Genomic DNA, 24756 nt, shown 5'->3' on the forward strand with positions numbered 1-24756 from the left:
AGCTTAGATTTGAGGTGTTACTACTGGAACCGGATCGTTGTATTGTTTCTTCAACTCCATCAACTTCTTCTGCATCATGCTTTTCACTTTGCTGTAGGATGGATCATTGTATACATTCTTCATTTCACTCTTATCCTTCTTCAGGTCATACATTTCCCATTCATTGTTTTCATAGAAGTAGATCAACTTATATCGGTCTGTACGCACACCAATATGTTTGGCCACCTTGTGCTCCTGGTTCTCATAAAAATGATAATATAAGGCCTCGTGCACATCGCCTTTCTTCTTACCCTTTAATACCGGCACAAAGCTTTTGCCCTGCATATCGGCAGGAATAGGCAAGCCAGCCATATCCAAAATGGTTTCTGCAAAATCCAGGTTTTGCACCATGCTGTTGCTGGCGATTTTCTTATTGGTTACACCGGGCCACTTAACAATCAACGGTGTACGGAATGATTCTTCATACATAAAGCGCTTGTCAAACCAGCCATGCTCGCCCAGGTAAAAGCCCTGATCGGAAGTATAAATGATGATCGTGTTCTTATCTAGGCCATTTGCTTTCAGGTACTCCATCAAACGGCCTACATTATCATCAACGCTTTGCACACAACGCAGGTAGTCTCTCATGTAGCGTTGGTATTTCCAGATCGCCAGTTCCTTGCCACTAAGATTTGCTTTTTTAAACGCTTCGATAGAAGGTCCGTAAGCAGCCTCCCACTTTTTCTTTTCTTCTGGTGTCAGACGGTTATATATACCCTGCCAGTTACCTGCCAATCCTTTCTGCTGATCTTTAGGTAAATCAAATGCCAGCTTCAGATCATATGCATCATGCATATCCCTGGCAACCTCCATGGCCTGCTCATGTGCTGCTTTTGTTCTTGTTTGATAATCATCAAAGTAATTGGCCGGAACAGGAAACTGCGTGCTATCAAATAAGTGATAATATTTTTCTTCCGGCATCCAGTTGCGATGTGGTGCTTTTTGCTGGTACATCAGAAAAAAGGGTTTGCTTTTATCCCTGCTATCCAGCCAGTTGATCGCAAAATCGGTGGTAATGTTTGTAATATAACCCGGCACTCTTTTTTTCACCCCATTTTCAATGAAGTCAGGATTGTAATATTCACCTTGCCCCGGTACCACATTCCAATAATCAAAACCCTGCGGGTCAGAGATCAGGTGCCATTTGCCAATAACTGCAGTGGTGTAACCATTGTTGTGCAATAGCTTGGCCACTGTTTGCTGGCTGCCATCAAACGTGCTATGATTATCCTTAAAACCATTAACATGGCTATGCTTGCCTGTTAACATTACGGCTCTACTAGGACCGCAAATAGAATTGGTAACAAAGGCCCTGTTAAACAATACGCCCTGTTCTGCGAGCTTATCAATATTGGGCGTATGGTTTAAGCCGTATCCATAAGCGCTGATAGCCTGATAGGCATGATCATCACTCATGATATAAATAATATTGGGGCGTGTATTTGCATTTTGTGCAACCATTTGTTTGGCTTGAACACACAATGCAATAAAAACGATGAAACGTATTACTCTTTTATAGCTCATGTTTATATAAGATTTAAATTCTGTTGAACACTGAAAGGTTTATTCTTCTGATTTTTTCGCGAATAGATTTCAATTAGTTTTTAGCAACTTTCTCCTTTTCATTCTTCGCGATAGGCTGCAATAATTCGGCAATACCTTTGCAACGAACCTCTATTTTAACATCAGCTCCGTTCTCACCGGAATAACTACCATCGAAAACAATTTCATTCTTTCCCTTTACCAACATCGGCAAGGGGGCAGACAGGTGTAACGTTTGCAATAACTGCCATTGCTTATTATACAACTTTACCGTTTGGCCATCGCAATACAAATACTGGTTGGATTTCAAATTGACTGGCAAGCTGATCGTTTCTTGTTGGTTGATTGCAATGCTTGGATTATTGAACAATACTTCCGGATCATTATCTTTTTTTGGTGCCAGAGAAATAATGAATTCAACTGGTTGTTTTTCCGCTGGATTATTAAACTCATAAGACGAATAGGTTGGTTCTCCTGGTTGCTTTATTTTTTGCCCATACACCAGGTAAGCATTATAAACAGGCGTCAATTCATACTGACCTTTACCATTCATTTGCAGGTGAAATTCATTCTTCACATCCTGCATTTTTTGTTGTTGCGCCTCTGTAAAAAATCCATTTAGCCTTGCGGTTTCCCACAATTTGATCGCCTTTAGGATTTCATCTCTTCTTCCATGTTTCTTTAGGCTTTCAATTCTAGTGGACAATCCAAAACCTGCGTTAAACCCGGCACCGCGGGCCAGCATCCATTCAATATCTTCAAGAGAAGTTTCTGACTTAAGGCTAAACCATCCAAGCATTGAAGGCATCAGGTTACGACGAAAGAACTGCTGGTTTTTTAACCGCAGCTGCACTTGGCTTTCACGGAAGCCTGCATACCAAGGTTCGCCCCAATTCATACGGGTATATATGTGCCAGAAAAAATGTCCGGGATTGCTAGCATCATTGATAACCTTACCTTTTAATTCAGGCGCCAGGTTATCAAACCAGGTTTTTGTAAATAACTGCTTGCCATAGTCACCCATCCCTTCACTCCAACAACCTTCCAGTCCATCGAAAGAAATTTGCATCAGGCCTGTTTCATTAAACAAGCGGGCAATTGTTTTTGCAATTTCCTGATCCAATTCATGGTTGCCCAAAAACACTTTGTAGGCATGATCCATTAGCTTCCCTATACTATCATTTGCCTGGTGGGATGATGCCTTTGTTCCAAATGCTCCTCTCTGGCAATCCAGCAGTTTCCAAGGAGCTGCAGAAGAAATGGAACCATAGCGAATGATCTCATTTCCAATCACACAGGCCTTCAATGTATTGTTTGCGAATTGGTTAAAGTAGGATGTATCTTTTATCCCGATCTCGTTAGTAGTGGCATCAATAGTTTCGGTTAATTGCGAATAGCCAACTTTTGCAAGACGCTTATCAGGTATCGGGCTTACATAGGCATCGCTGGTCGTGATAAAATTAGAGAGCGTATGTAATCCGATTCGCACATCCTGTGCTTTTGCCATATCAATACAGGCCTTCAGGCTTTCCCAATTCTTTGGAAATTCCTTGCTCTTCAATTTAAAATGTCCCCAAGTTTCAAATGGATCATCAAGATACAAATAACGCAAGCCAGCTTGCTTCGTTAGATCCATGGCCTCCTGCAAATTGCTTTCACCAAAACTCATGATCAAGTAGGATTCGGAGGCATTACGTGCCTGCTTCCCCCATACTCCATCAAGCATTGGGTGTGGCAGGTTTTCCTTTAATTCTATTGTTGAAATGGTATTCAGTGCATTTGAAGATGCTACTCCAAAAAGAGCAAGTTTACTACCAACAACACCGCCATCCTCAGTATAAGCAGGCGCTATATAGCGAGCATGACTCCAATTCTCAATTACACGGTCTGTATTACGATTACGACAATAAGCCTGCAGTGAACTGCCATAAGGCATAGGCTTGGCCACATCGCCTCTAAACATTTGTTTATTCTGCTGATCTTTCGATATATCAACGATGTTGCCGTTGGTAAATCCCTCGAAAGCAGGCTGAATATCATTATCAATGGTTGTATTTCCGCCCAAGGTCTTTACGTTCAATGCCTGGATACCTATTGCAAAATCTTTGTTGCGTACCACACCAACTACCTCGCCTATGGTTTCTCCAATAGTTGTGGGATAGGGGCCCCACTGCACTAATTGAATATGATCAGCGTTTGAAATTTTTACCATCTCAAAACTCACATACGAACTATTCTGAGCCACTTTGATCTGGGCCTGAATATTACCCGGATATGAAAGACTGATTAGCGATGATTTACCGTGCCAAAGCAAAGCGTTTGGATGAATGATCTTATCATCGATCTTTATATTTAGCAAATAAGCAACCTCATTCCTATACAGATAATTCTTTTGCATCTTCAAATCAGTCAGCTCCGTCAACTCACCTTCTTTACCCAGTCCAATTTTGAATGACGCTGTTTTAAAATAAACCTGTGAATTGGCCTTACCCGCTATCAGAAGTAAAGCGAGTAAACTAATTTTTCTATACCGATCCAATAACCTCATTGAGTTGAATTTTACCATTAAGTTTTCCTTGTTTTTTTAGTTACCGTATCAAATACCTTTAGGAAAACGGGAACGCTACTTTGACAGAATCACTATTTATTTACCCTACTGCAATGGATCACTCCCCTGCAAATGATTTGAATACGCCGATCTCAGCCAGCTGAATTTGATCTTTATATGTAGCGCTTGTTATCGTTAAACGGAGTTTGTTACTATTAACAATAGGAAAACGCAAAAGCCGTTTATAACCAACAGTACTAAAAGAGGTGATCACTTGCCATGTATTACCGTCCCAATACTCCAACAAACCAGATTTTATACTCTGTCCGTTATGAATATTTTCCTGCAAGAGTAAACGATCAAAGCTGATCGATTTTTTCAGACTAAATTCCAGTGCTTCATTTTCTTTCAGTGACACAAATGAAGCAAGATCATTATCCACTAGTTTGGAAGAAACAGCACCTTTTAATAAGTTCTGGGCAAAGGTTTTATTCAATATCGTTCGAAAACTATCTATCGCTTTCATATCAGCAGTTTCAAGTAGTCCATCTTTGTTGGGCGGAATGTTTAACAACAACAAACTGTTTCTGCCCACAGATTGATAATAAAGATTCACCAGATTTTTGGCACTTCGTACCTGGCTGTTTTGCTTTTCATGCCAAAACCATCCTGGTCGTATGCTAACATCCGTTTCAGCAGGAATCCATTGCTGACCGTTTTCATCACCCTTGTTTAAGTAGGCAGGATTGGCCACTCCAGGCATCATGCCATCTGTGTTGATGGTAGACCAGCAAGTATCACCAGCATTTCCCTTTTCATTTCCTACCCAACGTACATCTGGTCCTACATCGGAAAACATTACCGCATTGGGCTGCAACTCCCTGACCATTTTCCAGTAGCCCTCAAAGTCATACTGCATGTCTTTCTGCTTCTCTCCCTTGGCTCCATCAAACCACACTTCGGCTACTTCTCCATAATTGGTCAGCAGTTCGCGCAACTGGTTTTTATAATAATCATTATAAGCCGGTGTACCATAAGATGCTTCATGCATATCCCAAGGCGAGAGATAAAAACCAAAGGCAACACCATACTCCTTACAGGCATCAGCTACTTCTTTTACCACATCACCTTTACCATTTTTCCAAGGACTATTCTTAACCGAATGCTCTGTGTATTGCGAAGGCCACAGGCAAAAACCATCATGGTGCTTGGCTGTAATAATGGCCATTTTAAATCCTGCATCTTTCAAAGCCTTTATCCATTGACGGGCATCTAACTTTTCCGGATTAAAGATCGCCGGGCTCTCCTTACCTGTTCCCCACTCCCTGTCAGTAAACGTGTTTACTGAAAAATGCAGAAAGGCTGTCGTTTCTTTCTTTTGCCACTGCACCTGCGCGGGTGTTGGCTTGGGTATAGCTTGCTGCGCATTTGCTGATACAGAAATTGCCATTGACAAGGCAATCGAAGGCAACAATAAACGCAATGGCTTGTTATGATTCACCAGGTAGAACATAGCTTACTTTAATTGTATAGTGTGCTTTTAAAGTTACTTGACATCCACTTTAGCGGCCGGCCTTATTTCTGCTCCTTTTTGCTTGGTAAGATCATCGCCTATTTCACTCCTGTATTTTTCGGCTATAGCTGTTAGTTGCTTTACTACTTCAGGATATTTTTCTTTTACATCCAGTGTTTCACCTGGATCTGTACGAAGATCATATAAAGCTAAGCGTACACTGTCTGTAGCATACTGGCCTGGCCAACCATTATTATTAATAGCCGATGCTTTTTTATAAGTCTGTGACACGCAAGGAAACGTAAGTACCCATTGCCCTTTGCGTATACCTTTTAAGCTGCAGCGATCGTAATAGTAGGCAAACTCATCGCGTGGATTCGTATCAGGAACCTGTTTCAATAAGGACAGCATGTCCATACCATCAATCTTTTTAGCAGGTTGCTTAGCGCCACAAATATTTACCAGTGTAGGTAGTATATCCATACTAGCCATCATATTGTTGCAGATAGACCCTGGTACAATCTGAGCCGGCCAGCGAATAATGAACGGCACTCGTACACCACCTTCCCAGGCTGTTCCTTTTCCTTCACGGAACCCACCCGTATTACCCGCATGGTTTCCATAGGTCAACCAGGGACCATTATCACTAGTGAAGATGACAATCGTATTTTTTGTCAATCCATTTGCATCAAGCGTCTTCATGATTTCACCCACCGACCAATCAATTTCCATCATTACATCACCAAATAAACCCGCACCGCTTTTACCCTTGAATTTTGCTGAAACGGCCAGTGGCACGTGTGGCATGGGCTGAGCAAAATACAGGAAGAAAGGCTGATTCTTATTCTTCTTAATAAAAGCCGTAGCCTTTTCTGTATACATCGTGGTAAGTGTGGCAGCATCATCCAATGTAGCAATGGCTTTGCCGGGTGTATTGCCTTCTATCAAGCGTAGAGTAGGCCACTTGCCCCTTTGCGTAGTCGTATCTGCAGGCTTTCCGTCAAAGTTCACCGGCCAATAATCGTGTGAATAAGGCAGCCCTGTAAATTCTTCAAATCCATAACTAAGCGGAAGAAATGGGGGCTTCTGCCCTAAATGCCATTTACCTACCATTCCGGTTTTATATCCTTTGTTCTTTAATACAGAAGCGATGGTCTCTTCTTCAGGATTCAGCGCTATTTTATTATCAGGACTGAACGCTCCACTAACACCGATGCGATTAGGATAGCAGCCAGTTAAGAAAGCCGAACGCGAAGCACTGCAGGTGGCTTGCGCCGCATAAAAATTGGTAAAGCGCATACCGCCAGCGGCCAGCTTATTGATATTAGGGGTGTGATAAGGAAAGCCACCATAGCATTCTAAGTCACCATAGCCCATATCATCCATTAAGATAAGGATGACATTGGGAGCAGCAAGCTGCTTTTGTGCTGCAGGCCTCAAGCTGCAAAATAGGACTGCAACTAAAATCCAAATTGATTTTTTCATGATAATTGAAATGCATTAAAGTTCATGCTGTTAACTCTTCCGGTAGAAATTTAGTTTGTTGCAACAGATCCGGCTATTTGCTTGTCAATAAGTGGAACCGAATCTACTGTATCATTCATTTCCAATACAATGATACTGCAAGCAGGATCTGGCATATTTCCCTTCCACGAAAGGGCTATTCTATTTTCCTGCTGATGCACGTTTACCTCACCACCTGCCAGGAACCAGGCTTTCAATACACTCCTTCCAGGCACTGCAGGTATACTCAACTGACTATTGTTATTGGAGTAGAGGTGCAGGAAAATTTTATTAGCCGAACGGGTAGACGATAAAAGGCTGTCCGGTTTATAGGGACCTCCCTTTGTATTGTAAATGGCTTGCTGGTTTATACGCAACCAATCACCCACCCCATTGAGTCTTTTTACCTGTCTTTTTTCAATCCGGCCATCAGGCATTGGGCCAACATTCAAAAGCAGATTACCATTACCTCCTGCTGTTTTCGACAACGTTTTAATGCACTGATCCAACGACTTCATTTCATCATTGGGCTTCCACGACCATTGCTTGCAAATGGTGATACAAGACTCCCATGGATCATTCATGTTGATCTGGCCAATCTTTTGTTCTGGCGTCGCATAGTCGCCAATAGTACCAGCGTCCATCAATTCATGCTTGCCTTTTCCCAGCCTGTTATTGACTATTACATTCTTATCAATCGTTTTGATAAATAGATACATATCGGCAGCCATCTCCTGCGTCCAGGGTTGTTCCCAATTCCCATCAAACCAAAGCATGTAGGGTTGATAGGTTGTGATCAGCTCTTTCAGTTGATTTTTCATGTATTGGGTAAAGCGTCCCATATCTGCTTTACTATCAGGTGTTTTATTACCATCATTGTGCAGGGGATAATCAGGATGATACCAATCGAGCACTGTATAATAGATGCAAAACCGGATGTCATACTTCTTGCAAGCCTTTGCCAGCTTGCCTATTACATCTTTTTTATATGGCGTATTAGCAATGTTATAACTGGTGTACCTGGAAGGCCATAAACAAAATCCATCATGGTGCTTGGCTGTGATCGTAATGTATTTCATGCCAGCGGCTTTTGCGGTTTTCACCCAGCTTTCAGCATCAAACAAAACCGGGTTAAACTCACGGAATAAACTATCATACTCCTCTTGGGGTACCTGGTGATTCCTGGACCAACTCAATTCTGTTCCTCGTAAGGTGACAGGGCCCCAATGAATAAACATACCAAACCGCTTATCCATAAAGTCCTGGAGAACAGAATCAGACGTTTTTTTACCGTTAGGAATAAATGACTGTGAATGAATGATAGGAACAAATGCAAACAGAATTCCTGTAAGTGCCAGTATTTTTTTAAACATAACTTTTGACATATTGAAGTACGCCCTTTAACCTTTAAAACTACTGTCCTGTTCCGGACAATTTAAACGGCATATACCAACCCATAAATCCCTGTGACCAGTACAGCTATTTGAATGATCAAGTAACGGGTATAAGGGTCCGTATTTTAAATTTTTGCGCATAAAAGTAGCGGGAAGGTGTCCTGCATTCAATAGACAATCCAATAATAGTAATAGATTTTCCGCTTAAAAAGCAATGCATGGCCCCAGCCACTAAAGGGGAGGGCCGCGCGGCAAAGGCCAAGCAGAATAATGAACAAGGAACAAGGAATAATGAATGAAGAAGGAAGCTAAGAGAAAGAAAAGAGTGGAAGGAGATAAGGAGGGAAATGATCAATGCTCAATGCTCAATGTTCAAGGTGCATTAAAAAAGAAAGGAAAATAAAAAAGCACTCCTTGAATAGGAGTGCTTTTGTTTTATAAAGAGGTTGGCTGTTTGGCTTGCAGCGTGCAGCGTGTAGCTTGCAGCTTTCTTTCACGTCTCCCGTTTGACGTTTCACGAGCCAAGCCCTCTCCGCCTTAAGGGGACTAGGAATCTGCGTTTTGATTTTTTTACATCAAAGCATATAGAACGTAATAAGGAAGTAGAAGAAGGACTACTTCCGCCAAAAACCAAAAGTTCTTTCACTAGCTTTAACCACTTTTACAAATGCCCCTATGTACAAAATTTGTTGCTTACTTGCCCTTGTCTCAATATTAACCACTAGTGCCCAAGCTCAAAATAAGCTGCGACTGCTTTCCTACAACATCCGCAATGCCAAGGGCATGGATAACAAAACAGATTACGACCGCGTAGCCGCTGTACTGCTACAAACCAAGGCACCCGTCATTGCCTTGCAGGAAGTAGATAGCGTGACCACCCGAAACGGCAAGGTAGATGTGCTGCAACTGCTGGCACAAAAAACAAAGATGCATGCCGTTTATGGTGCTGCCATTCCCTACCAAGGTGGCAAGTACGGCATTGGAGTCCTCTCTAACGAAAAGCCTTTACAACACTACACAATACCATTACCCGGCAGGGAAGAAGAGCGCGTACTGCTGGTAGTAGAATTTAAGAAGTATGTTGTGTTCAACACGCACTTCTCGCTCACTGAGGCCGACCGCCTGACATCTGTAAACATCATCAACGAACAGGCTGCCCGTTTTCAAAAACCTATATATCTGTTGGGCGACTTCAACGCCGAACCCACCTCGCTGGTGCTATCTGCCTTACAACAAAGCTGGACACTGCTCAGCGGCACAGCCTTCACCGTTCCTGCCACCACACCCAACAGCTGTATTGATTACATCTTCAGTCGCAATGCCAAAAAGAAAAAGAAACTAAGCGCAACCGTTATCAACGAGCCTATGGCGTCTGATCACCGGCCCGTGCTGGTAGAAACGAGATAGAGGCCCAACGCTCCCCCCTCTCAGCATAAGGCGGAGAGCCCTAAACACAGAGCTACGCTAGAAAATGGTCATTGGCCAATAGTATTGCTGTATTTACCATTAATCAAGCAGCAGCAAAATACCAGTGGCCGAGCTTGATCAATGCTTTTTTATTGGCTTAATGGGAAAGCAAACATTAAATGTATTATTCTCCGGCTGTACATGTTCTATGTCTCCTTTTGTGGGCTCCTCAATGGAGGCAGCAGCAAACAATGCCATCACCTGGCCTTTACTGTCAATAACAGTAAATGGGCGTTCCAGGTGCGCCAATTCAATCTTTTTGCCTCCTTTCATATGTAACTCCCGCAAGGAGATAAGTGGATGACTAGCAGGCTGCCAATTCAAACCATCTTTGGAGGTGATCAACGCTAAGGCTCCGAATTGCGGAATGATCTTTTTACTGTTAGAATAATATTTAACGGCCGCATAAAAACGCTTTCGCTTTTTATCATACCACATACAAGGATCCTCACAAGCCATGTCTGCACTGGTAAACACTTCTCCCACAAATTGGAAGGGCTGGTCAGGGCGATCGGCCTTGGCCATCCAGAAGGTCATGTTGCCTACATTTGGCTTCCGCGACTTAAACATCATGTAGTATTTCCCATCAGGACCTTGCGTTACCGTAGGATTGGTTGCCACCTCAAACGTATGTACATTATCAATAGTCATAATGGGACGTTCGGGTTTTTCAAAGTTACCGGCAATTAAATCTTTTATGCTTTTGGCCCGTATTACGCCGATACTTTGTGTACAGTTATATTTCAACCAATGGTGCCAATCGCGGCGCGTGGAAGAGTCCTTAAACTGATAATTGGCATTAAATGCGTTGCTGATATAATAGAGATAGTAGTCGTTACCAAATTTTCGGATCTGGGGATTATGCATGGTATACCGATCCCACTTTGCAGGATCACCATCTCCTTTTAAGATCGTTTTTACATAGTGGTAAGGACCTGTCAGTTTATCCGAAACCGCATAGGCAATCTCGGAATACTTTAACCACCCTCTGAATCCATCAAAAATGTAATTCATAGAATCACCATCAGCTGTTCGTTTTCCATGAGGCCAGCGGGAATAAAACATATGATACTTTCCATCTTCTCCTTTGATCACACTGCTGCACCAGGTATAATAATCCGGAGTAGAAAATAGGCCGGAAGAATCCACCTCACCTATTTGCGCATTCAGGTTCAGATTATCCTGAGCAATTGCTGTAATAGCAGTAACGCTCAAAAATAGTTGCAGAGAAAAACACTTGAGTAAAAAGAATAGAAGCTGATTCACAGATTTCATTTAGCAATTCACTTTGTGGCAAGGCCAGTAATCCGTTTTGATTAGAGACCACCATACACTAAAAACCAAAAGCTCAAAAAGGTAAAATTATATAGGCACAAAACTACTTACAATAGAAAATTCTCTAGTAGGCATAGATTATCCTATGAAACCAGTGTGCGAGATTTAAACAAAAAGGCATCGAATTTACACTACAGCATTGTGACATCTTGTCTACATACACTCCCTTTGCTTTTCCGGCAAGGAATCTTTTCGTTAATTAGTTTGTCAATTGATTTTATTAGTTGGTCAACTAGTTTTTAAAATTGGTCAATTAACCTCAGCAACACTAGCTCACCCTTGTAGCTTCAGTACACATGTCAAAGTTTCTGGTTTGCGTTTGCAAATAACAAAGTATAGCAGCAAAAGACATGGAAAATACTACTATCAAAAAAACGAATAGCTAACGGTTAGTATATGCGAGAATCAAGAAGAAGGGATGGTTTTGTAGGGGAAAAGCAAATTCTTATACCTAAAACCATCATACATAAACATATTACGAAGAACGATTTCCTGCATTCGCTCTTTATTACCAGTATCGGTTATTTTCCAAATGCACTATACCATTACCGTGAGAGAAAGAATGGTTGCGAGGACTATATCTTACTCTATTCCCTAGCAGGGAAAGGTAATATTGAAATAGGCAATGAACGATTTGAACTGCAGCCCCATCAATTCATTATCATTCCTCCACATCGTTTTCATCGATACCAGGCCAATGTTAGCGATCCCTGGACCATTTACTGGATCCACTTTAGCAGTAATCAATTAGAAGCATTTAGCCGAGAGTTTAAAGTTGAACAATTTTTTACGCCAACCGACTTGTGTTACAATGATAAAATTGTTACCACATGGAAAGAAATGTATTCCAGCCTAGCCAATGGATACGCTGCTGAAAGTATTGGATACGCTAATTTTTGCATGTACCGGTTCTTATCCTTTTTCTTATTTCCTAAAAGAAAAACCAGCCTTCCCAAAAAGGCATGTCCTTTTGATCAATCAATTGAATATATGAAAGCGAATCTTGAAAAAAGGCTAACCACACAAGATATCGCCAATCATTTTAAATACTCTTCTTCCCACTATACGGCACTTTTTAAAAAGAAAACCGGACTTTCTCCCATTGATTATTTTATCAAAATGAAAATCCACTATGCATGCCAGTTGCTTACCCAAAGTGATTTAAAGATCAAGGAGGTGGCAGAAAAAATAGGCTATGAGGATCCTTACTATTTTTCCCGTCTTTTTAAGCTGGTCATGAATAAATCACCTAAGGATTACAGGAATACTAGTCTATAAAGGAATTAATCTAGTTTCTCTAAAATAAAAAGGCTGCCTCAAATAATTTTGAGACAGCCTTTATTCTAATATCCAATCATAATAGAAACGACTATTTCCTTCTTACCATCCCGGATTTGGTGTCAGCTTCGGATTAAGTGTGATTTCATTGGTAGGAATATTATCTAGATAATCTCTACCCACGTTAAAATTATAACCACTAGCCATTGATGTTTTGAATGGATCAACAAGTCCTGATGCATCTGTAGGCACCACAAGACCGGCTGCATATTCCGAAGCCAGGTAAGGAAATCCTGTAGGCCTTTTGCCCTTAAACAAGTTGTGGGCACGCCATCTGCGCCAATCGTCAAATCTAAAGCCTTCGCATGCCAATTCTACTGCTCTTTCGCGTCTAATTTCATACAGCTCATTGCTCAAAGTATATCCAAAATCAGCATACTTGCTGCGGCTTGCATCGGCTTGAGCTGCAAAATTAGGCATACCAGCGCGGGCACGTAGCTTGTCTATTGAAGAAGCGTAATCAATGGCACCACCCAATTCAGCCTGTGCCTCTGCATAATTCAGCAATGCTTCTGCGTAACGAAAAACAACAGCACCCGTTTCACAAGCCGTGCTAAATCCAAGGGCTCCGCCTGCGGTTGGATCTTTTGGATCAACACCCTTATTCATCTGAAAGCCAGTATAGTTTTTATTTTCACCAGACTTTTCCAGTGATGGCTTTACAAACAGCACTTTACCGGCAGAGTTATCCCACATGGTTTGTCCAGGAATCCAGATAACCTGCGAAAGTCTCGGATCGCAATCAGTACCAATTTTAGTAAGGAAAGCTGACCCTTTTACAGTTGCAGCAGTTCCATCATAATCATAAGGCGTTCCGTCCTTTTTCAGATAGTTCAGAATAAGTTCGCGAGTAGCGCTCAATCCGTTTGTACCTGATGTGATATACTGCTGGAAATTGTGTGAAAAAGTACTCTGACTTTTGTCAAACTTACACCACAACGTTACCTCTGTATTGGAACTCAGGTTAGTTGAGTTAAACAGTGCATTGTAGTCTGAGGCAGGTTTACCGGTATTGTAAATACCCACCTTGTATTTTCCAGGTGTCATTAGTTCTTTAGCCGCATCTACAGCTGCCTGGAAATACTTTGAAGGATTTGCTCCGCTAGTAGCAAATGGAGTACCTGCATGGTACTTCTGCCAAGAACCTTCAAATAAAGCAACACGCGTTTTGAAAATAAGCGCAGCTTCTTTACTCAATCGGTTATTACCACCTGGCACATCTTTTAAAAGACTGAGTTTAGCAATTGCCTGATCTAAATGATACAGGATAGAATCAACAACCTGTGTTCTTGGCGTGCGTGCATCATACAAATGTGCATCATTAGCCAGCATGGAATTGGTATACCAAGGCACATCACCAAAAAAACGCACCTTTTCAAAATAAAACCAGGCCTTAAAAAAATGCGCCTCACCAACATATTGAGCAATATTGGCTGCCGGCTCATTTACTTTCTGATAGTTTTCAAAGAAAATATTAACCGCTCGGATGCTAGCCCAGTTCCAGCGGCCACCTGATGCAGTAGCTGTTCTGGTTCCATTCATCTGCGTAACGGGAATATTCTGTATCTGGTGATCAGAACCATTATAGGCATCCATTCCTATATTACCATGGAAACCTGATTGATTTCTAAAAGTGGGGAACGCTGTATAAAACTGTAAAACATACGAGTTCAAATCACTCCCCGTTTTCCAATATTGATCATTAGAAATTTGATCAACTGGAGGAATATCCAGGTTTTTGCTGCACGATGACAAACTGAGAGCAGCAATACCCATATATAAAAATCGCTTAAGCATAAGAGTCTGTTGAATAATTAGAATTTAAGATTAACACCAAGCGTGATAGCCTGTTGTGGGAAGAATGATTTTCCAGAACCACGTACACCTATGTTTGCGTTCTCAGGGTCAAAATGAGATGGAAGATGCGATATGGTCAGCATATTTTCTCCAGACACATAAAAATAAGCGCCACTGAGTTTTGCTTTTTTCATCACTTTATCAGACAGGGAATAACCTAACTGAATATTCTTCAATCTTGTATAAGCTCCATTCTGGATGTAGCGAGTTTGTACTGCCTGATTCTTTGCATTCATCGCAGGATCTAGATATGGTCTTGCAAAATAGGCATCGGTGTTCTTTCCAAGACCAGCATATTTGGTCGCGTCTGCATCTCTGAAATAATCCAGGTGGTCTTTGAAAATTGAACTTTGTACTTGAGAAATGAAACCCCAGAATAAATTATCACTCAATACAAGATCACGTTTGCCAACACCCTGCACGAACATGGAGAAGTCAAAACCTTTCCACTCAGCCCGTAGCGTTACGCCATACTGGTAGCGAGGTGTGGTATTACCAATGACCCTGCGGTCGCCCGGATTATTAACAGTATTATCACCAAAATTCACTACACCATCCTTGTTCAGGTCGGCATAACGCATATCTCCAATTTTCCAGGTTTGGCCAGAAATGGCTTTCTGAATATTACCCGTATTGATAGCATCAACAGTTGCCTGATCAAGCATCAGACCTTCAGAAGTATATCCCCAGATCTCACCCTGCTTCTGGCCTTCATACGACGTAGTCAGGATTTTTGTAGGGTTATTATATTTAGTGATAGTCGTGTAATAATCAAATAACTGCCCAATTACAGAGTATTTAAAGTCTTTACCTATCTTATCATTCCAACCAAAAGAAAACTCCCAACCATCGGTTCTAGTTTCCATGTTGTTAACTTGTGGTAAGCTAGCACCAATAACAGCAGGTAATGCATTCTGGCTGCCCAATTGATCGTAAGTAAGACGCTGATAAACTTCAGCCGTTAGGGTCAGGCGGTTTTTAAGGAGCCCCAAGTCTGCACCTAAGTTCTTAGTATTTGATGTTTCCCAGGTAATATCAGGATTCACCAATGTAGGAGCAGAAGTATAGCTTGGTCTTGTACCATTTAGTATCCATCCCAGATTGGAGTTTACAGCTATAATAGGTAAATCCTGGTAAGCTCCTGCCGTTAACTGGTTGCCTAGAGAGCCAAAAGAAGCCCGTAATTTGAAGGCGTTTACTACCGGCTTGATAACTTCCCAGAATTTCTCGTTGCTCAAATTCCAACCAGCGGACACGGATGGAAAAAAGCCCCACTTCTTACCGGCTGCAAACTTGTACGTTCCGTCGTAGCGGCTGTTTAACTCCAAAAGATATCTATCATTGAAGTTGTAGTTAAAGCGACCGAATACACCTTCCGTTGCATAATTATTCAGGTTATCAGTGGCATTAATAGTACCCGTTGAAGTATTCAACGAAGGTACTTCACCGGTAATCATATTGGTTTTACTGGCAGATAGGTAAGACAGGGATGATTTCTCCTGCTGATAACCAGCCATTATAGAAAAATGATGTGCCTTACTAATGTCAAATTTGTAGGTAGTATAGGCATTAGCTGATTGGTAAAAGGTGATAGCCTGCGATTTAGAAATGGAAGAAGGAGAAGTACTTCCAGAAAGAACAGGCTGACCAGCAACATTATCCTCGTAAACGGTAAAGTTTTTAGAGGTGAACTGGTTTGAAGTAAGATCGAAAGTATAATCTCCATTAATGGTCCATCCTTTCAATGATGTTATTTCAGCTGCAAATCGCTGAACCATGTCATTGATGGTAGTACCGTTGTTACCAGCATCTTTGGTCCAAGGTATCTTTGATTGAATGGAGTTCACGCCATATTTCGACTTCATGTACTGCGATGGGAAAGTACGGGCAACCTGGTGAAAAAGCAGATCATAATCACCTTGGTTGTCGTAAGCAGGCGTATTACGCTCAGAGTTATAATAGCGTGTATTTGAAGTAAGCTTTATCCAATTCGTTAAGCTGGCATCAAACTTTGCACTTAGATTATAACGCTTGTAATTATCTTTTCCTACTTGTAAAACACCGCCATCGTTTACATAACCACCGGAGAGGAAGAAAGAAACAGCCTTATTACCGCCACTCATAGAAAGATTATGCTGGTAGCGTTGGCCATCACCATAAAATACGTTGAACCAGTCGTAGTTAGCATTGCTTTCAAACGTATTGGCCCATAGAGCCGGGTTAGCTAAAGCAGGATTTGTTTCAGGAGTGTTTACCGGATCTTGTTGATAGGCCAAAATCCTATCAATGGTCAGATTGGTATAAAGTGGCGTAATTCCTGAGTTGATAGCTGCTTCGTTCAGTGCCAATGCCGTTGTATACGAATCAAGATGATGCGGCATATTGATTGGCTTAATGAAGGAATAATTACCTGAATACTCAATGCTTAATTTATTATTGGTAGCTCCTGATTTTGTAGTAATCAATACAACTCCATAAGGCGCCCTTGCACCGTAAATGGCTGCTGCCGCTGCATCCTTAAGGACTGATACCGACTCAATATCATTAGGGTTAAGCCCATTGATATTTGCAGCATACATACCATCGATCAGGATTAGTGGCGCACCCTGCCCTCTGATTTGAAGGTTAAGAGCTGCACCAGGTTCAAAACCAAAACTACCAGCCGAGAAGTTCATACCTGAAACTTTACCCTGTAGCGCCTGCGATACGGTAGCTGTGGGTCGGTTAACCAACTCAGCACCCTTTACCACAGCCACAGCTCCAGTCAGGTTGGCTTTCTTTTGTGTACCGTAGCCAACCACTACCACATCGGATAGTCCTTTGACATCAGTCTTTAGCGCCACATCAAAAGAAGCCTGGCCGGCTGCTCTTAATTCCTGTTTTTCAAATCCAACACCAGTAAGAACCAGTATTGCATCTGTTGACTTGACGTGAATAGAAAACACGCCTTTTCCGTTGGTAGTAACAACATTGTTGGTGCCTTTCTCGGTCACCGTAATTCCTTGCAGCAAGCTTCCGTTTTCATCTCTGATTACCCCGCTAAGAACAGAGCCATCAGTGCCCTGTGCAAACGAGAGAACAGATAAAAACATCATCATCCAAGCAAGCAATAGTTTGGATCTCATTCTCATAAATAAATGATAGTGTTAAAATTTATGTAAATGTACCCGGAGCCTTTCTGGCTAAAAATGGACTAAGCAGCATTCCTAATGGAGAATTTTATGTTGCCATAGATGCTGATCTTGAGCAAGGAAAAGCAAAAGCCCCGGTATCACTACCGGGGCTTTTTATGAGTCTAATTCAAAAGTCTACAAACAGGTTAGTTTACAATACCTGCTGCATATACCACCTTCGATTTATTGCCAGATTTATCTACAGCTATCAATTCAAAACTGTAATTCCCTTTAGCAAGATTGGGTATCGTCACTTTCTCAATAGCGTCCTCAGAAGGAGTTACGTCCTGGCTATTAGCCCTGTTATTCCAATAGATGACATACTTAAGAATATTAGGATCAGCCGTTTTCTTAAACTGAATATCAACACTGTTTACCTTCGAAATAACAACCACGTTGTAAGGAGCACCGGCATAGTACAAATCGCCGTCGTTTAAATAAGGCTTTTGTGTATCATTCATCTTGCTACATGAAGACAGGGTACCAATTACCATTACTAACAACCAAACAATATTTTTCATTGAATAAAAATTAATGATGAATAAAATGAGCTAACACTACCTGTTATCACCCCAAAAATGAATAGGACCTATTTTCAGATTACCATCAGGTGCTGCCTTCCAGGTATCAATACCAACAATTCTTACGTATTTACAGGCAACAGCAGGTAAAGGGAAAACAAATTCAAAACCGGCATTGGCAGCATTAACATCTTCCGTAGAATTGGTACCAATAGGTAATCCAGAAGGTTTAATCACTTCATATCTTCCCAATTTTGTCCATGTACCATCATACAAATCGCCAGTAGCACCAGGAGTCATACTTACCCAAACCTCAAATACTCTTGGTGTTCCATTAGTAAACTGCATATCACTACGGGGGTAAAATTTAAACCGGCTTAGTTTTGCGGTAACACCTAAGTAAAGGCCTAGATAAGGATTGGGCGCAGGTGCAGTTTTATTGATAGAATAATATCTGGTAGAGGAACCTGTAAAATTAATAATGTCCGTAAATACAGTAACATTACCCATGGCACCATCTTGCGGCAAATTTGCCAATACAATCTTTCCAGCCCTTTGCAACTCAGCTTCATACAAAGGGGTGATTGTTTTCCAGGTTGTATCTGAAACATTTCCCCACCTGTCAATAACATAAGCACCCATTCTATACGGTTTGAGAGAAAACCCCCTCACCGTAAACTCCACCGCAGTTGCTTTTGTATACTCCGTGTACACCAACTCAGGTCTTCCGGTTGTGTCTACCACAACACCAACACCCACTTCCCCTTCTGTTGGATTCTGACATTTAACATTCACACCACCAAATGCATCATATAATTGGAGCGATGCAGCAATGGTACGATAGGGCGGATTGAGCGGATTTACTTTAACCACTACAGAATCAGATTTCACTTCACTCCTGCTCACGCTGTATAAAATTACTTTATACTCACCGGCCTTGGCAAAACCACTTACCCGAATAGAATCGGAATAGTACGATACTTTTTCCTGCCTGGCTATTTTATCATTGATCATATAGTCGGCCTGCACATACAAAACAGACGGATCTTCCGGTAATTTATAGGTGATTACAGCTGCCCCTTCCATATTTTTCACCTGTACACCTGTAACAGGTAATGGCTTTTTATCGCTTTGGAAAAGCGGTTTTCTTTCGTCAACTAACTTCTGGCAAGAGAATAGACCGCTAATTGCCAATGAAGCCGTCAAAATGAAAACTAGATATTTCATATTTAAACCTTTAATAATTGTAATTGAATAGTTAATGCCTTCCTATTACCACATTGGGTTCTGAACCAGGTTATGGTTAACCGATAAATTATATTCTTTTATCGGCGCCAAAAAGTCTCTAAGCGTAGATGAAGGATAGAAATAATTAACCTTGTTATAATACACCTTTGGTGCATCTGCCGGAAGGGTTGATTTCTTAAATACATCCCATCCTGTAACAGGCCTGTTCAGAATATCTAACCGGTGCCAACGGCGGGCATTCCAGTAGTTGTTCCCTTCAAACATAAATTCAATCTGGGTCTCCTGTTGAATAATGCTTCTCAACCCCTCTTTACTTGCAGGTTTTGCAGGGTTATTAGAGTATTTTGTCCAGGATTCCTGTACGCCTTTTAAACCGGCTCTTGCCCTTACCGAATCAATATATTGATACGCCTCAGGAGAAGGTCCTGCAGCTTCATTAAGTGCCTCCGCATACATCAAATACAATTCCGACAAACGGATTGCTGGCCAGGTATAAGGAACAATAGTTCTGGTATTTTGATCTCCAGTACACTTGTAGTTCACTAATTTCTGTGGCCAGTAACCTGTCATAGAATATTTATCCGTTGCGGTAGCAGATCCATAACCATTAATATAGGCTATGTTGTTACTGTTGATGTACGTTTTATACTGATACGAAGAACCCTGAAAGGTCAGATCCGCATAAAAACGGTTTTCTCTGTCCATGTTAAAACTGGATGTTACAAAACCCTTTTTCAAAAGCCCTGAATCCGCGGTGCTGGGTACTGTTTTTAACGCTGTGTATCGGTTGGCATAATCCCAGGTAGGATCTTCATTAATAGGTACGCCATTTTTGGTGTAAAACAATTCGCAGGCTTCCATATTGGCCGCATAAAAGGCATTACCAACAATGGGTAGCCTTCCAGTGGTTCCCCCGCCAAAAGTCATAGCTAAAAGCTGTAAGCTGTTAGGTCTTGAATTTTTAAAACCCCAGATCGTTTCCGCATTAAAATCTTCCGTAATGGCACCACGAATATCAAGGCAAGCCTTCGTGCTCGGGAAAATAGCACCCAATCCTACCGGCACATCAAAGTAGTACATGGTATGTCCGGCAGCACGTGCAGCATCAATGGCAGCTTTACAAGCTTCGCTTGCTTTTTGCCATTTTGTAGCATCATAAGTTGTGTTTACCAGTGCCTGACCGTCCTTGTTTTTAAAGTTGGCATAGTCCGTATTTCCGTTAAATAAAGGACTGGCTGCTAATACTAAGGTCTGCGCCTTGATCGATAAGGCAATCGTCTTCGTAATACGTCCCATTTCTTCGCTTACATTAACAATGGCAGGCTGCAAATCCGGAGTGGCTTCATCTACCAATTGAGTGATATAGGAAACAACAGAATCTACGGGCTCTCTTTTTACCTGTACTTCATCCGCAGTGGCAGAGATGGGCAGGTTCTTCCTGATTACAGGGATGGGCCCATACATACGCAGCAAATAAAAATGATAATACGCTTTCAACGTTTTTACTTCTGCTATCCATTGCTTTTTTTCCGTTTCGCTCATATCCGGTACATTCTGAATACCCTCCAGGAAGATGTTACAATCCCGCAGGCCCTGGAACAGGGGTGTGCCCGATTTGGTACCGTCCCAGAAATTCGCCACAGGGTCATTCGCTGATTGATATCCATAAGCCATGTCCAAAAATTGCTGAAGGCCTGGTGCAGTAGAAGAGGTTACACCACCAGTTGGCGCAACAATTTCACGCGAAGCAACAGACGTAAAATTGTCAGCATACTCACCCAATCTCGGCAAATAAGAATAGCAAGTAGCTAAATATTTTTTCGCCTGCGTTCTCATTGCAAACGCATTATCTATAGTAGGCGAATAATCGGGCACAACATCCAGGTATTTTTTACATGATACCGTTCCGATAATAAGCCCCAGGAACAAAATGATTTTTATATTTTTCATAAATCTGTTTCAAATACTGATGAAATCTGTGTTGGCAACTGTTGCCAACACTTTTTACTTGAATGAAATAGTAACACCCAAATTGGTTACCCGCTGAATAGGATAGGCTAAACCATTACCTCCCATTTCTATATCCCACAACTTAAAGTTGCTGAAGGTGTAGAGGTTATTGCAATTCAAATAGAATCGGGCATTTGACAGGCCTAATTTGTCCATTGCTCTTTTAGGCAGTGTATAACCCACTTCCGCCTGCTTGATGCGAAGCAATGAGCCGTCGCGCATAAACCAAGTGCTTCTTTGCACATTATTGGCATTCACTGTAGGGCTTAAACGTGGCCACAGTGCATAAATGTTCCTGTTTTCTTCACTCCAATGATCATCAGCATACGCCTGTAACAACAGTCTTTGATCATTTACAAAAGGAGAAGTGGCGCTGGCATCAATCCAAAATGATCTGCGGGCCAGGCCTTGGAAGAATATAGAAAAATCAAAACCTTTATAGCCGGTAGAAAACCCAAAGCCATACACTATTTCAGGAACAGTAGGGTGTCCAAGAGGCACTTTGTCAAGATCAGTGATTTTTCCATCCTTATTAATATCTCTGTATTTAATATCGCCACCCCCATAAGGTCCAAACGATTGCAAAGGAGAATTGGCGGCATCTTTATCATCTACAAATAAACGCTCCGCAATAAAGCCCCATTGTTGTGATAACGATTTTCCAACATGCGTTAAATTATCCAGCTGAATGGTCTTGCCATCTAACTCAGATATATACACGGGCTCTTCATACCTTTCGTATTTGCTGGTAGCATAGGTAAAATTGGCCATTCCTTTTACCCACCATTTCTTGGTCAGGTTAAAATCCATATCCATGGCAAGGTCAATCCCTTGAGAAGAGGCTTTACCTACATTGGCTCTTGGAATGGCACTTGTATCCAATCCCATTGTTGTAGGTATAGAAGCTCTTGTCATTAAAATATTGCTTCTTCTATCCTGGTAGGCATCTGCCTGTATATTTAGTTTCTTCAACAATGTCATTTCGAATCCCACATTGCTCTTTTCTGCAACCTCCCAGGTAATGTCCTTATTGGCATAACGGTTAATGTCAATTCCATTCACTATATAATCACTAGGGTATCCAAAGTTTGCTCTTTTGGTAGCACTGTTCATGTTGATAGATGACAAATAGAAGAATCGATCCTGAATGCTTCCAATAGCATCATTACCCACTAAACCATACGTAGCTTTCAGTTTCAATTTCGTCACCAGGTCTTTCAAACGGCCATCCCAAAACTTTTCGTTGGAGACTGTATAGCCAAGGCCCGCAGAAGGGAAAAAGCCCCAGCGCTTGGAGGCATGAAAACGTTCAGACCCATTGTAGCCAAAATTGAATTCAGCTGCATAACGTGCATCATACACATAAGTAGCTCTTCCTGAAACACCTAAATTTCTATAAGGCAATGAAAGGATCAAATCATTAGAAGTACCGGGATTTAAGCTGTTTTTTGCAATCCCCACCAGTGTACCGCTAAGACTGTGACGATCCTTTAAAACACGTTTATAATCAACGGCCACCTCGCTATAAAACTCAGAAGCTACATCTTTCGTTGATTCAGAGCCAGTCAAAAACTCGGTACCTATCGGCGCTACAACTCCTGTTACCGCTTCAGCATTGATCGGATTCAGATCATAGGATTTAGTAACGTAATCATAGTTAGATAAACTATAGAAGAATGGATTGTACGCCCGTACAATAGCAGCAGAAGAAGTACGCTGAATACTTAGCAAGCCTCTGGCAGAAAGTCCTTTTGTAATAAAATTCAAATTCTGCAATAGCTGCACCTGCGCATTAATTACAGAGGAAGCAGACTGTCTGTATCCTTTCTGTAATTCGGCATATGGGTTATTGTAACTACCATTTCCGTAGTTACCGAACATGATATGCTTAACATAACTGGTCTTTTCCGTGTTTTCATAATAAGCCGGGAATAAAACAGGATTGGTTTGCATGATATCAGCAAACACTTTATTTCCTCCTTTAATCGGGCCTGTATAATCATCGAAATTGCCCGAAATGCGCGTCTGCAATTCAGTGGTCTTTCCTAAGTCAATGTTTACATTAGAGCGGATAGAGTAAGAAGCTAACTTAGGATTACTGTTGAAATTACTCTTGTTATCCACTTTTAAGATACCATTATCCAAACTCATAGATCCTGATACATAATAACGGGCTACACCGCCCCCACCACTTAAACTGATATTTCCACGCTGATTAAGACTGTAATCTTTCAGCAGCATTTTCTGCCAGTCAGTAGCCGGAAATACGAAAGGATCCGCACCCGCTCTGGTATTCTCAATTTTTGATTTCGAATAACGATACCCATTCAAAGGATTACGTGTCAAATTGGCTTCGTTAGCCAGTTCCATATACGTTACAGGATCGGCCAGTTCAACATTCTTTGTAGACTGTGAAATTTTATTTTCAATTCGGGCGGTTACATTCACTTTTCCATTCTTACCCTCTTTGGTCTTAATTAAGATAACCCCATTGGCTCCTTTTGCACCATATAAAGCCGTTGCTGTAGCATCTTTCATAATGCTAAAACTGGCAACATCATCTACCTGCAACCGGGCTAAATCAGTAGTAGAGGCTTCAACGTTATCAATTAAGATCAATGGACCATTTCTGTAACCGAACGTAGAGACACCGCGAATAAAAAAATCCGCATTGTCTGCTCCAGGTTCACCGCTTGATTGAAAGGCAATGACACCGGCCACTTTTCCTGCAAATGCCTGAGTCAGGTTATTTGCCGGAATTCTTAGCTCACTGGGCTTAACGGTTGTCATAGAGCCTACCACTTCGCTTTTCTTTTGAGTTGAATATGCTACTACCACAACTTCATCCTGTTGTGTCACCGCTTTTTTCAAGGTAACATCAACTGCCTTCTGTGTACCCACTTTCACTTCCTGGGCTTCCAAACCAACAGAAGTAAAAACAAGAATTACATTAGCCGTATTCGGTAATTTGATGGAATACGAACCGGCAGCATTGGTAGTAGTTCCTATTTTGGAATTTTTAATACTAACCGACACTCCGGCTAAGGGCTGGCCGCCTTCATCTTTCACAACGCCTGTAATTACTGGCAGGTTGGTCCCCTGTGCAAACGAGAGGGCCGACATGAACAGCATTATCCAGGCTAGCAATAGTTTGGATCTCATAAATTGGTTAAAATGGAATTTGTTAAGAAAATGTAAATGTACCCGGGCATGCCCACGCCGAAAATGGACTAAACATGATTCCTAATGGAGAATTCTATGTTGCCAT

At 41.6% G+C, this 24756-nt stretch carries 14 protein-coding genes; 2 read left to right on the forward strand and 12 right to left on the reverse strand.

Annotated elements, in window-relative coordinates:
* Positions 1-3: 3 nt before the first annotated feature.
* From SY85_RS13745 to SY85_RS13765, 5 genes are all read right to left on the reverse strand, one after another.
* Positions 4-1563: a sulfatase family protein gene (locus SY85_RS13745; protein WP_066405397.1), complete on the reverse strand. Its 1560-nt coding sequence runs from the start codon at positions 1561-1563 to the stop codon at positions 4-6.
* Between the two features lie 73 nt (positions 1564-1636).
* Positions 1637-4129 carry a hypothetical protein gene (locus SY85_RS13750; RefSeq protein ID WP_066409765.1) on the reverse strand — a complete coding sequence of 831 codons (2493 nt, stop codon included), beginning with the start codon at positions 4127-4129 and terminating at the stop codon, positions 1637-1639.
* A 118-nt stretch (positions 4130-4247) separates the two neighbouring features.
* A complete protein-coding gene (locus SY85_RS13755) occupies positions 4248-5642 on the reverse strand; it encodes an alpha-L-fucosidase (protein ID WP_082886444.1) in 1395 nt (464 codons plus the stop codon).
* A gap of 33 nt (positions 5643-5675) precedes the next feature.
* The gene (locus SY85_RS13760) at positions 5676-7127 is read right to left on the reverse strand and encodes a sulfatase family protein (RefSeq protein WP_066405399.1); all 1452 of its coding nucleotides are present in this window, start codon (positions 7125-7127) and stop codon (positions 5676-5678) included.
* A 50-nt stretch (positions 7128-7177) separates the two neighbouring features.
* Entirely contained in the window at positions 7178-8518 is a 1341-nt protein-coding gene (locus SY85_RS13765; RefSeq protein ID WP_066405401.1) for an alpha-L-fucosidase, read from the reverse strand.
* 696 nt (positions 8519-9214) lie between these two features.
* Here SY85_RS13765 and SY85_RS13770 point away from each other — a divergent pair.
* Entirely contained in the window at positions 9215-9946 is a 732-nt protein-coding gene (locus tag SY85_RS13770; RefSeq protein ID WP_066405403.1) for an endonuclease/exonuclease/phosphatase family protein, read from the forward strand.
* 138 nt (positions 9947-10084) lie between these two features.
* Here the strand turns inward: SY85_RS13770 and SY85_RS13775 are convergent, their stop codons facing one another.
* Positions 10085-11272 (reverse strand): glycoside hydrolase family protein, encoded by a 1188-nt coding sequence (locus SY85_RS13775; RefSeq protein ID WP_066409771.1) that lies wholly within the window; start codon positions 11270-11272, stop codon positions 10085-10087.
* A gap of 465 nt (positions 11273-11737) precedes the next feature.
* On the opposite strand from SY85_RS13775, the gene SY85_RS13780 reads away from it, so the two are divergent.
* On the forward strand, positions 11738-12619 hold the full coding sequence (locus SY85_RS13780) for an AraC family transcriptional regulator (RefSeq protein ID WP_066405405.1): 882 nt from the start codon (positions 11738-11740) through the stop codon (positions 12617-12619).
* Positions 12620-12721: 102 nt separating this feature from the next.
* On the opposite strand, the gene SY85_RS13785 is transcribed toward SY85_RS13780, so the two are convergent.
* The 6 genes from SY85_RS13785 to SY85_RS13810 all read right to left on the reverse strand — a co-directional run bounded on the left by SY85_RS13785 (position 12722) and on the right by SY85_RS13810 (position 24650).
* Positions 12722-14476 carry a RagB/SusD family nutrient uptake outer membrane protein gene (locus SY85_RS13785; protein ID WP_082886448.1) on the reverse strand — a complete coding sequence of 585 codons (1755 nt, stop codon included), beginning with the start codon at positions 14474-14476 and terminating at the stop codon, positions 12722-12724.
* Between the two features lie 17 nt (positions 14477-14493).
* Positions 14494-17661, reverse strand: a complete 3168-nt coding sequence (locus tag SY85_RS13790) for a SusC/RagA family TonB-linked outer membrane protein (RefSeq protein WP_158512972.1) — start codon at positions 17659-17661, stop codon at positions 14494-14496.
* 194 nt (positions 17662-17855) lie between these two features.
* Complete coding sequence (locus SY85_RS13795) at positions 17856-18230, reverse strand: DUF4998 domain-containing protein (protein ID WP_066405408.1); 375 nt, start codon at positions 18228-18230, stop codon at positions 17856-17858.
* Positions 18231-18266: 36 nt separating this feature from the next.
* Positions 18267-19457, reverse strand: coding sequence for a DUF4959 domain-containing protein (locus tag SY85_RS13800; protein WP_066405411.1), 1191 nt, complete (start codon positions 19455-19457; stop codon positions 18267-18269).
* Positions 19458-19502: 45 nt separating this feature from the next.
* Positions 19503-21428 carry a RagB/SusD family nutrient uptake outer membrane protein gene (locus SY85_RS13805; RefSeq protein WP_066405413.1) on the reverse strand — a complete coding sequence of 642 codons (1926 nt, stop codon included), beginning with the start codon at positions 21426-21428 and terminating at the stop codon, positions 19503-19505.
* A gap of 54 nt (positions 21429-21482) precedes the next feature.
* Entirely contained in the window at positions 21483-24650 is a 3168-nt protein-coding gene (locus SY85_RS13810) for a SusC/RagA family TonB-linked outer membrane protein (RefSeq protein WP_066405414.1), read from the reverse strand.
* Positions 24651-24756: the final 106 nt, after the last annotated feature.

This window comes from Flavisolibacter tropicus (assembly GCF_001644645.1).
In the GTDB taxonomy this organism is placed as follows: domain Bacteria; phylum Bacteroidota; class Bacteroidia; order Chitinophagales; family Chitinophagaceae; genus Flavisolibacter; species Flavisolibacter tropicus.

What these genes read in the sequence shown, in the direction of transcription:
- SY85_RS13745 (WP_066405397.1), bottom strand. Translation starts at nt 1,563, where the DNA reads ATGAGCTATAAAAGAGTAATACGTTTCATCGTTTTTATTGCATTGTGT.
- SY85_RS13750 (WP_066409765.1), bottom strand. Translation starts at nt 4,129, where the DNA reads ATGAGGTTATTGGATCGGTATAGAAAAATTAGTTTACTCGCTTTACTT.
- SY85_RS13755 (WP_082886444.1), bottom strand. Translation starts at nt 5,642, where the DNA reads ATGTTCTACCTGGTGAATCATAACAAGCCATTGCGTTTATTGTTGCCT.
- SY85_RS13760 (WP_066405399.1), bottom strand. Translation starts at nt 7,127, where the DNA reads ATGAAAAAATCAATTTGGATTTTAGTTGCAGTCCTATTTTGCAGCTTG.
- SY85_RS13765 (WP_066405401.1), bottom strand. Translation starts at nt 8,518, where the DNA reads ATGTTTAAAAAAATACTGGCACTTACAGGAATTCTGTTTGCATTTGTT.
- SY85_RS13770 (WP_066405403.1), top strand. Translation starts at nt 9,215, where the DNA reads ATGTACAAAATTTGTTGCTTACTTGCCCTTGTCTCAATATTAACCACT.
- SY85_RS13780 (WP_066405405.1), top strand. Translation starts at nt 11,738, where the DNA reads ATGCGAGAATCAAGAAGAAGGGATGGTTTTGTAGGGGAAAAGCAAATT.
- SY85_RS13785 (WP_082886448.1), bottom strand. Translation starts at nt 14,476, where the DNA reads ATGCTTAAGCGATTTTTATATATGGGTATTGCTGCTCTCAGTTTGTCA.
- SY85_RS13790 (WP_158512972.1), bottom strand. Translation starts at nt 17,661, where the DNA reads ATGAGATCCAAACTATTGCTTGCTTGGATGATGATGTTTTTATCTGTT.
- SY85_RS13795 (WP_066405408.1), bottom strand. Translation starts at nt 18,230, where the DNA reads ATGAAAAATATTGTTTGGTTGTTAGTAATGGTAATTGGTACCCTGTCT.
- SY85_RS13800 (WP_066405411.1), bottom strand. Translation starts at nt 19,457, where the DNA reads ATGAAATATCTAGTTTTCATTTTGACGGCTTCATTGGCAATTAGCGGT.
- SY85_RS13805 (WP_066405413.1), bottom strand. Translation starts at nt 21,428, where the DNA reads ATGAAAAATATAAAAATCATTTTGTTCCTGGGGCTTATTATCGGAACG.
- SY85_RS13810 (WP_066405414.1), bottom strand. Translation starts at nt 24,650, where the DNA reads ATGAGATCCAAACTATTGCTAGCCTGGATAATGCTGTTCATGTCGGCC.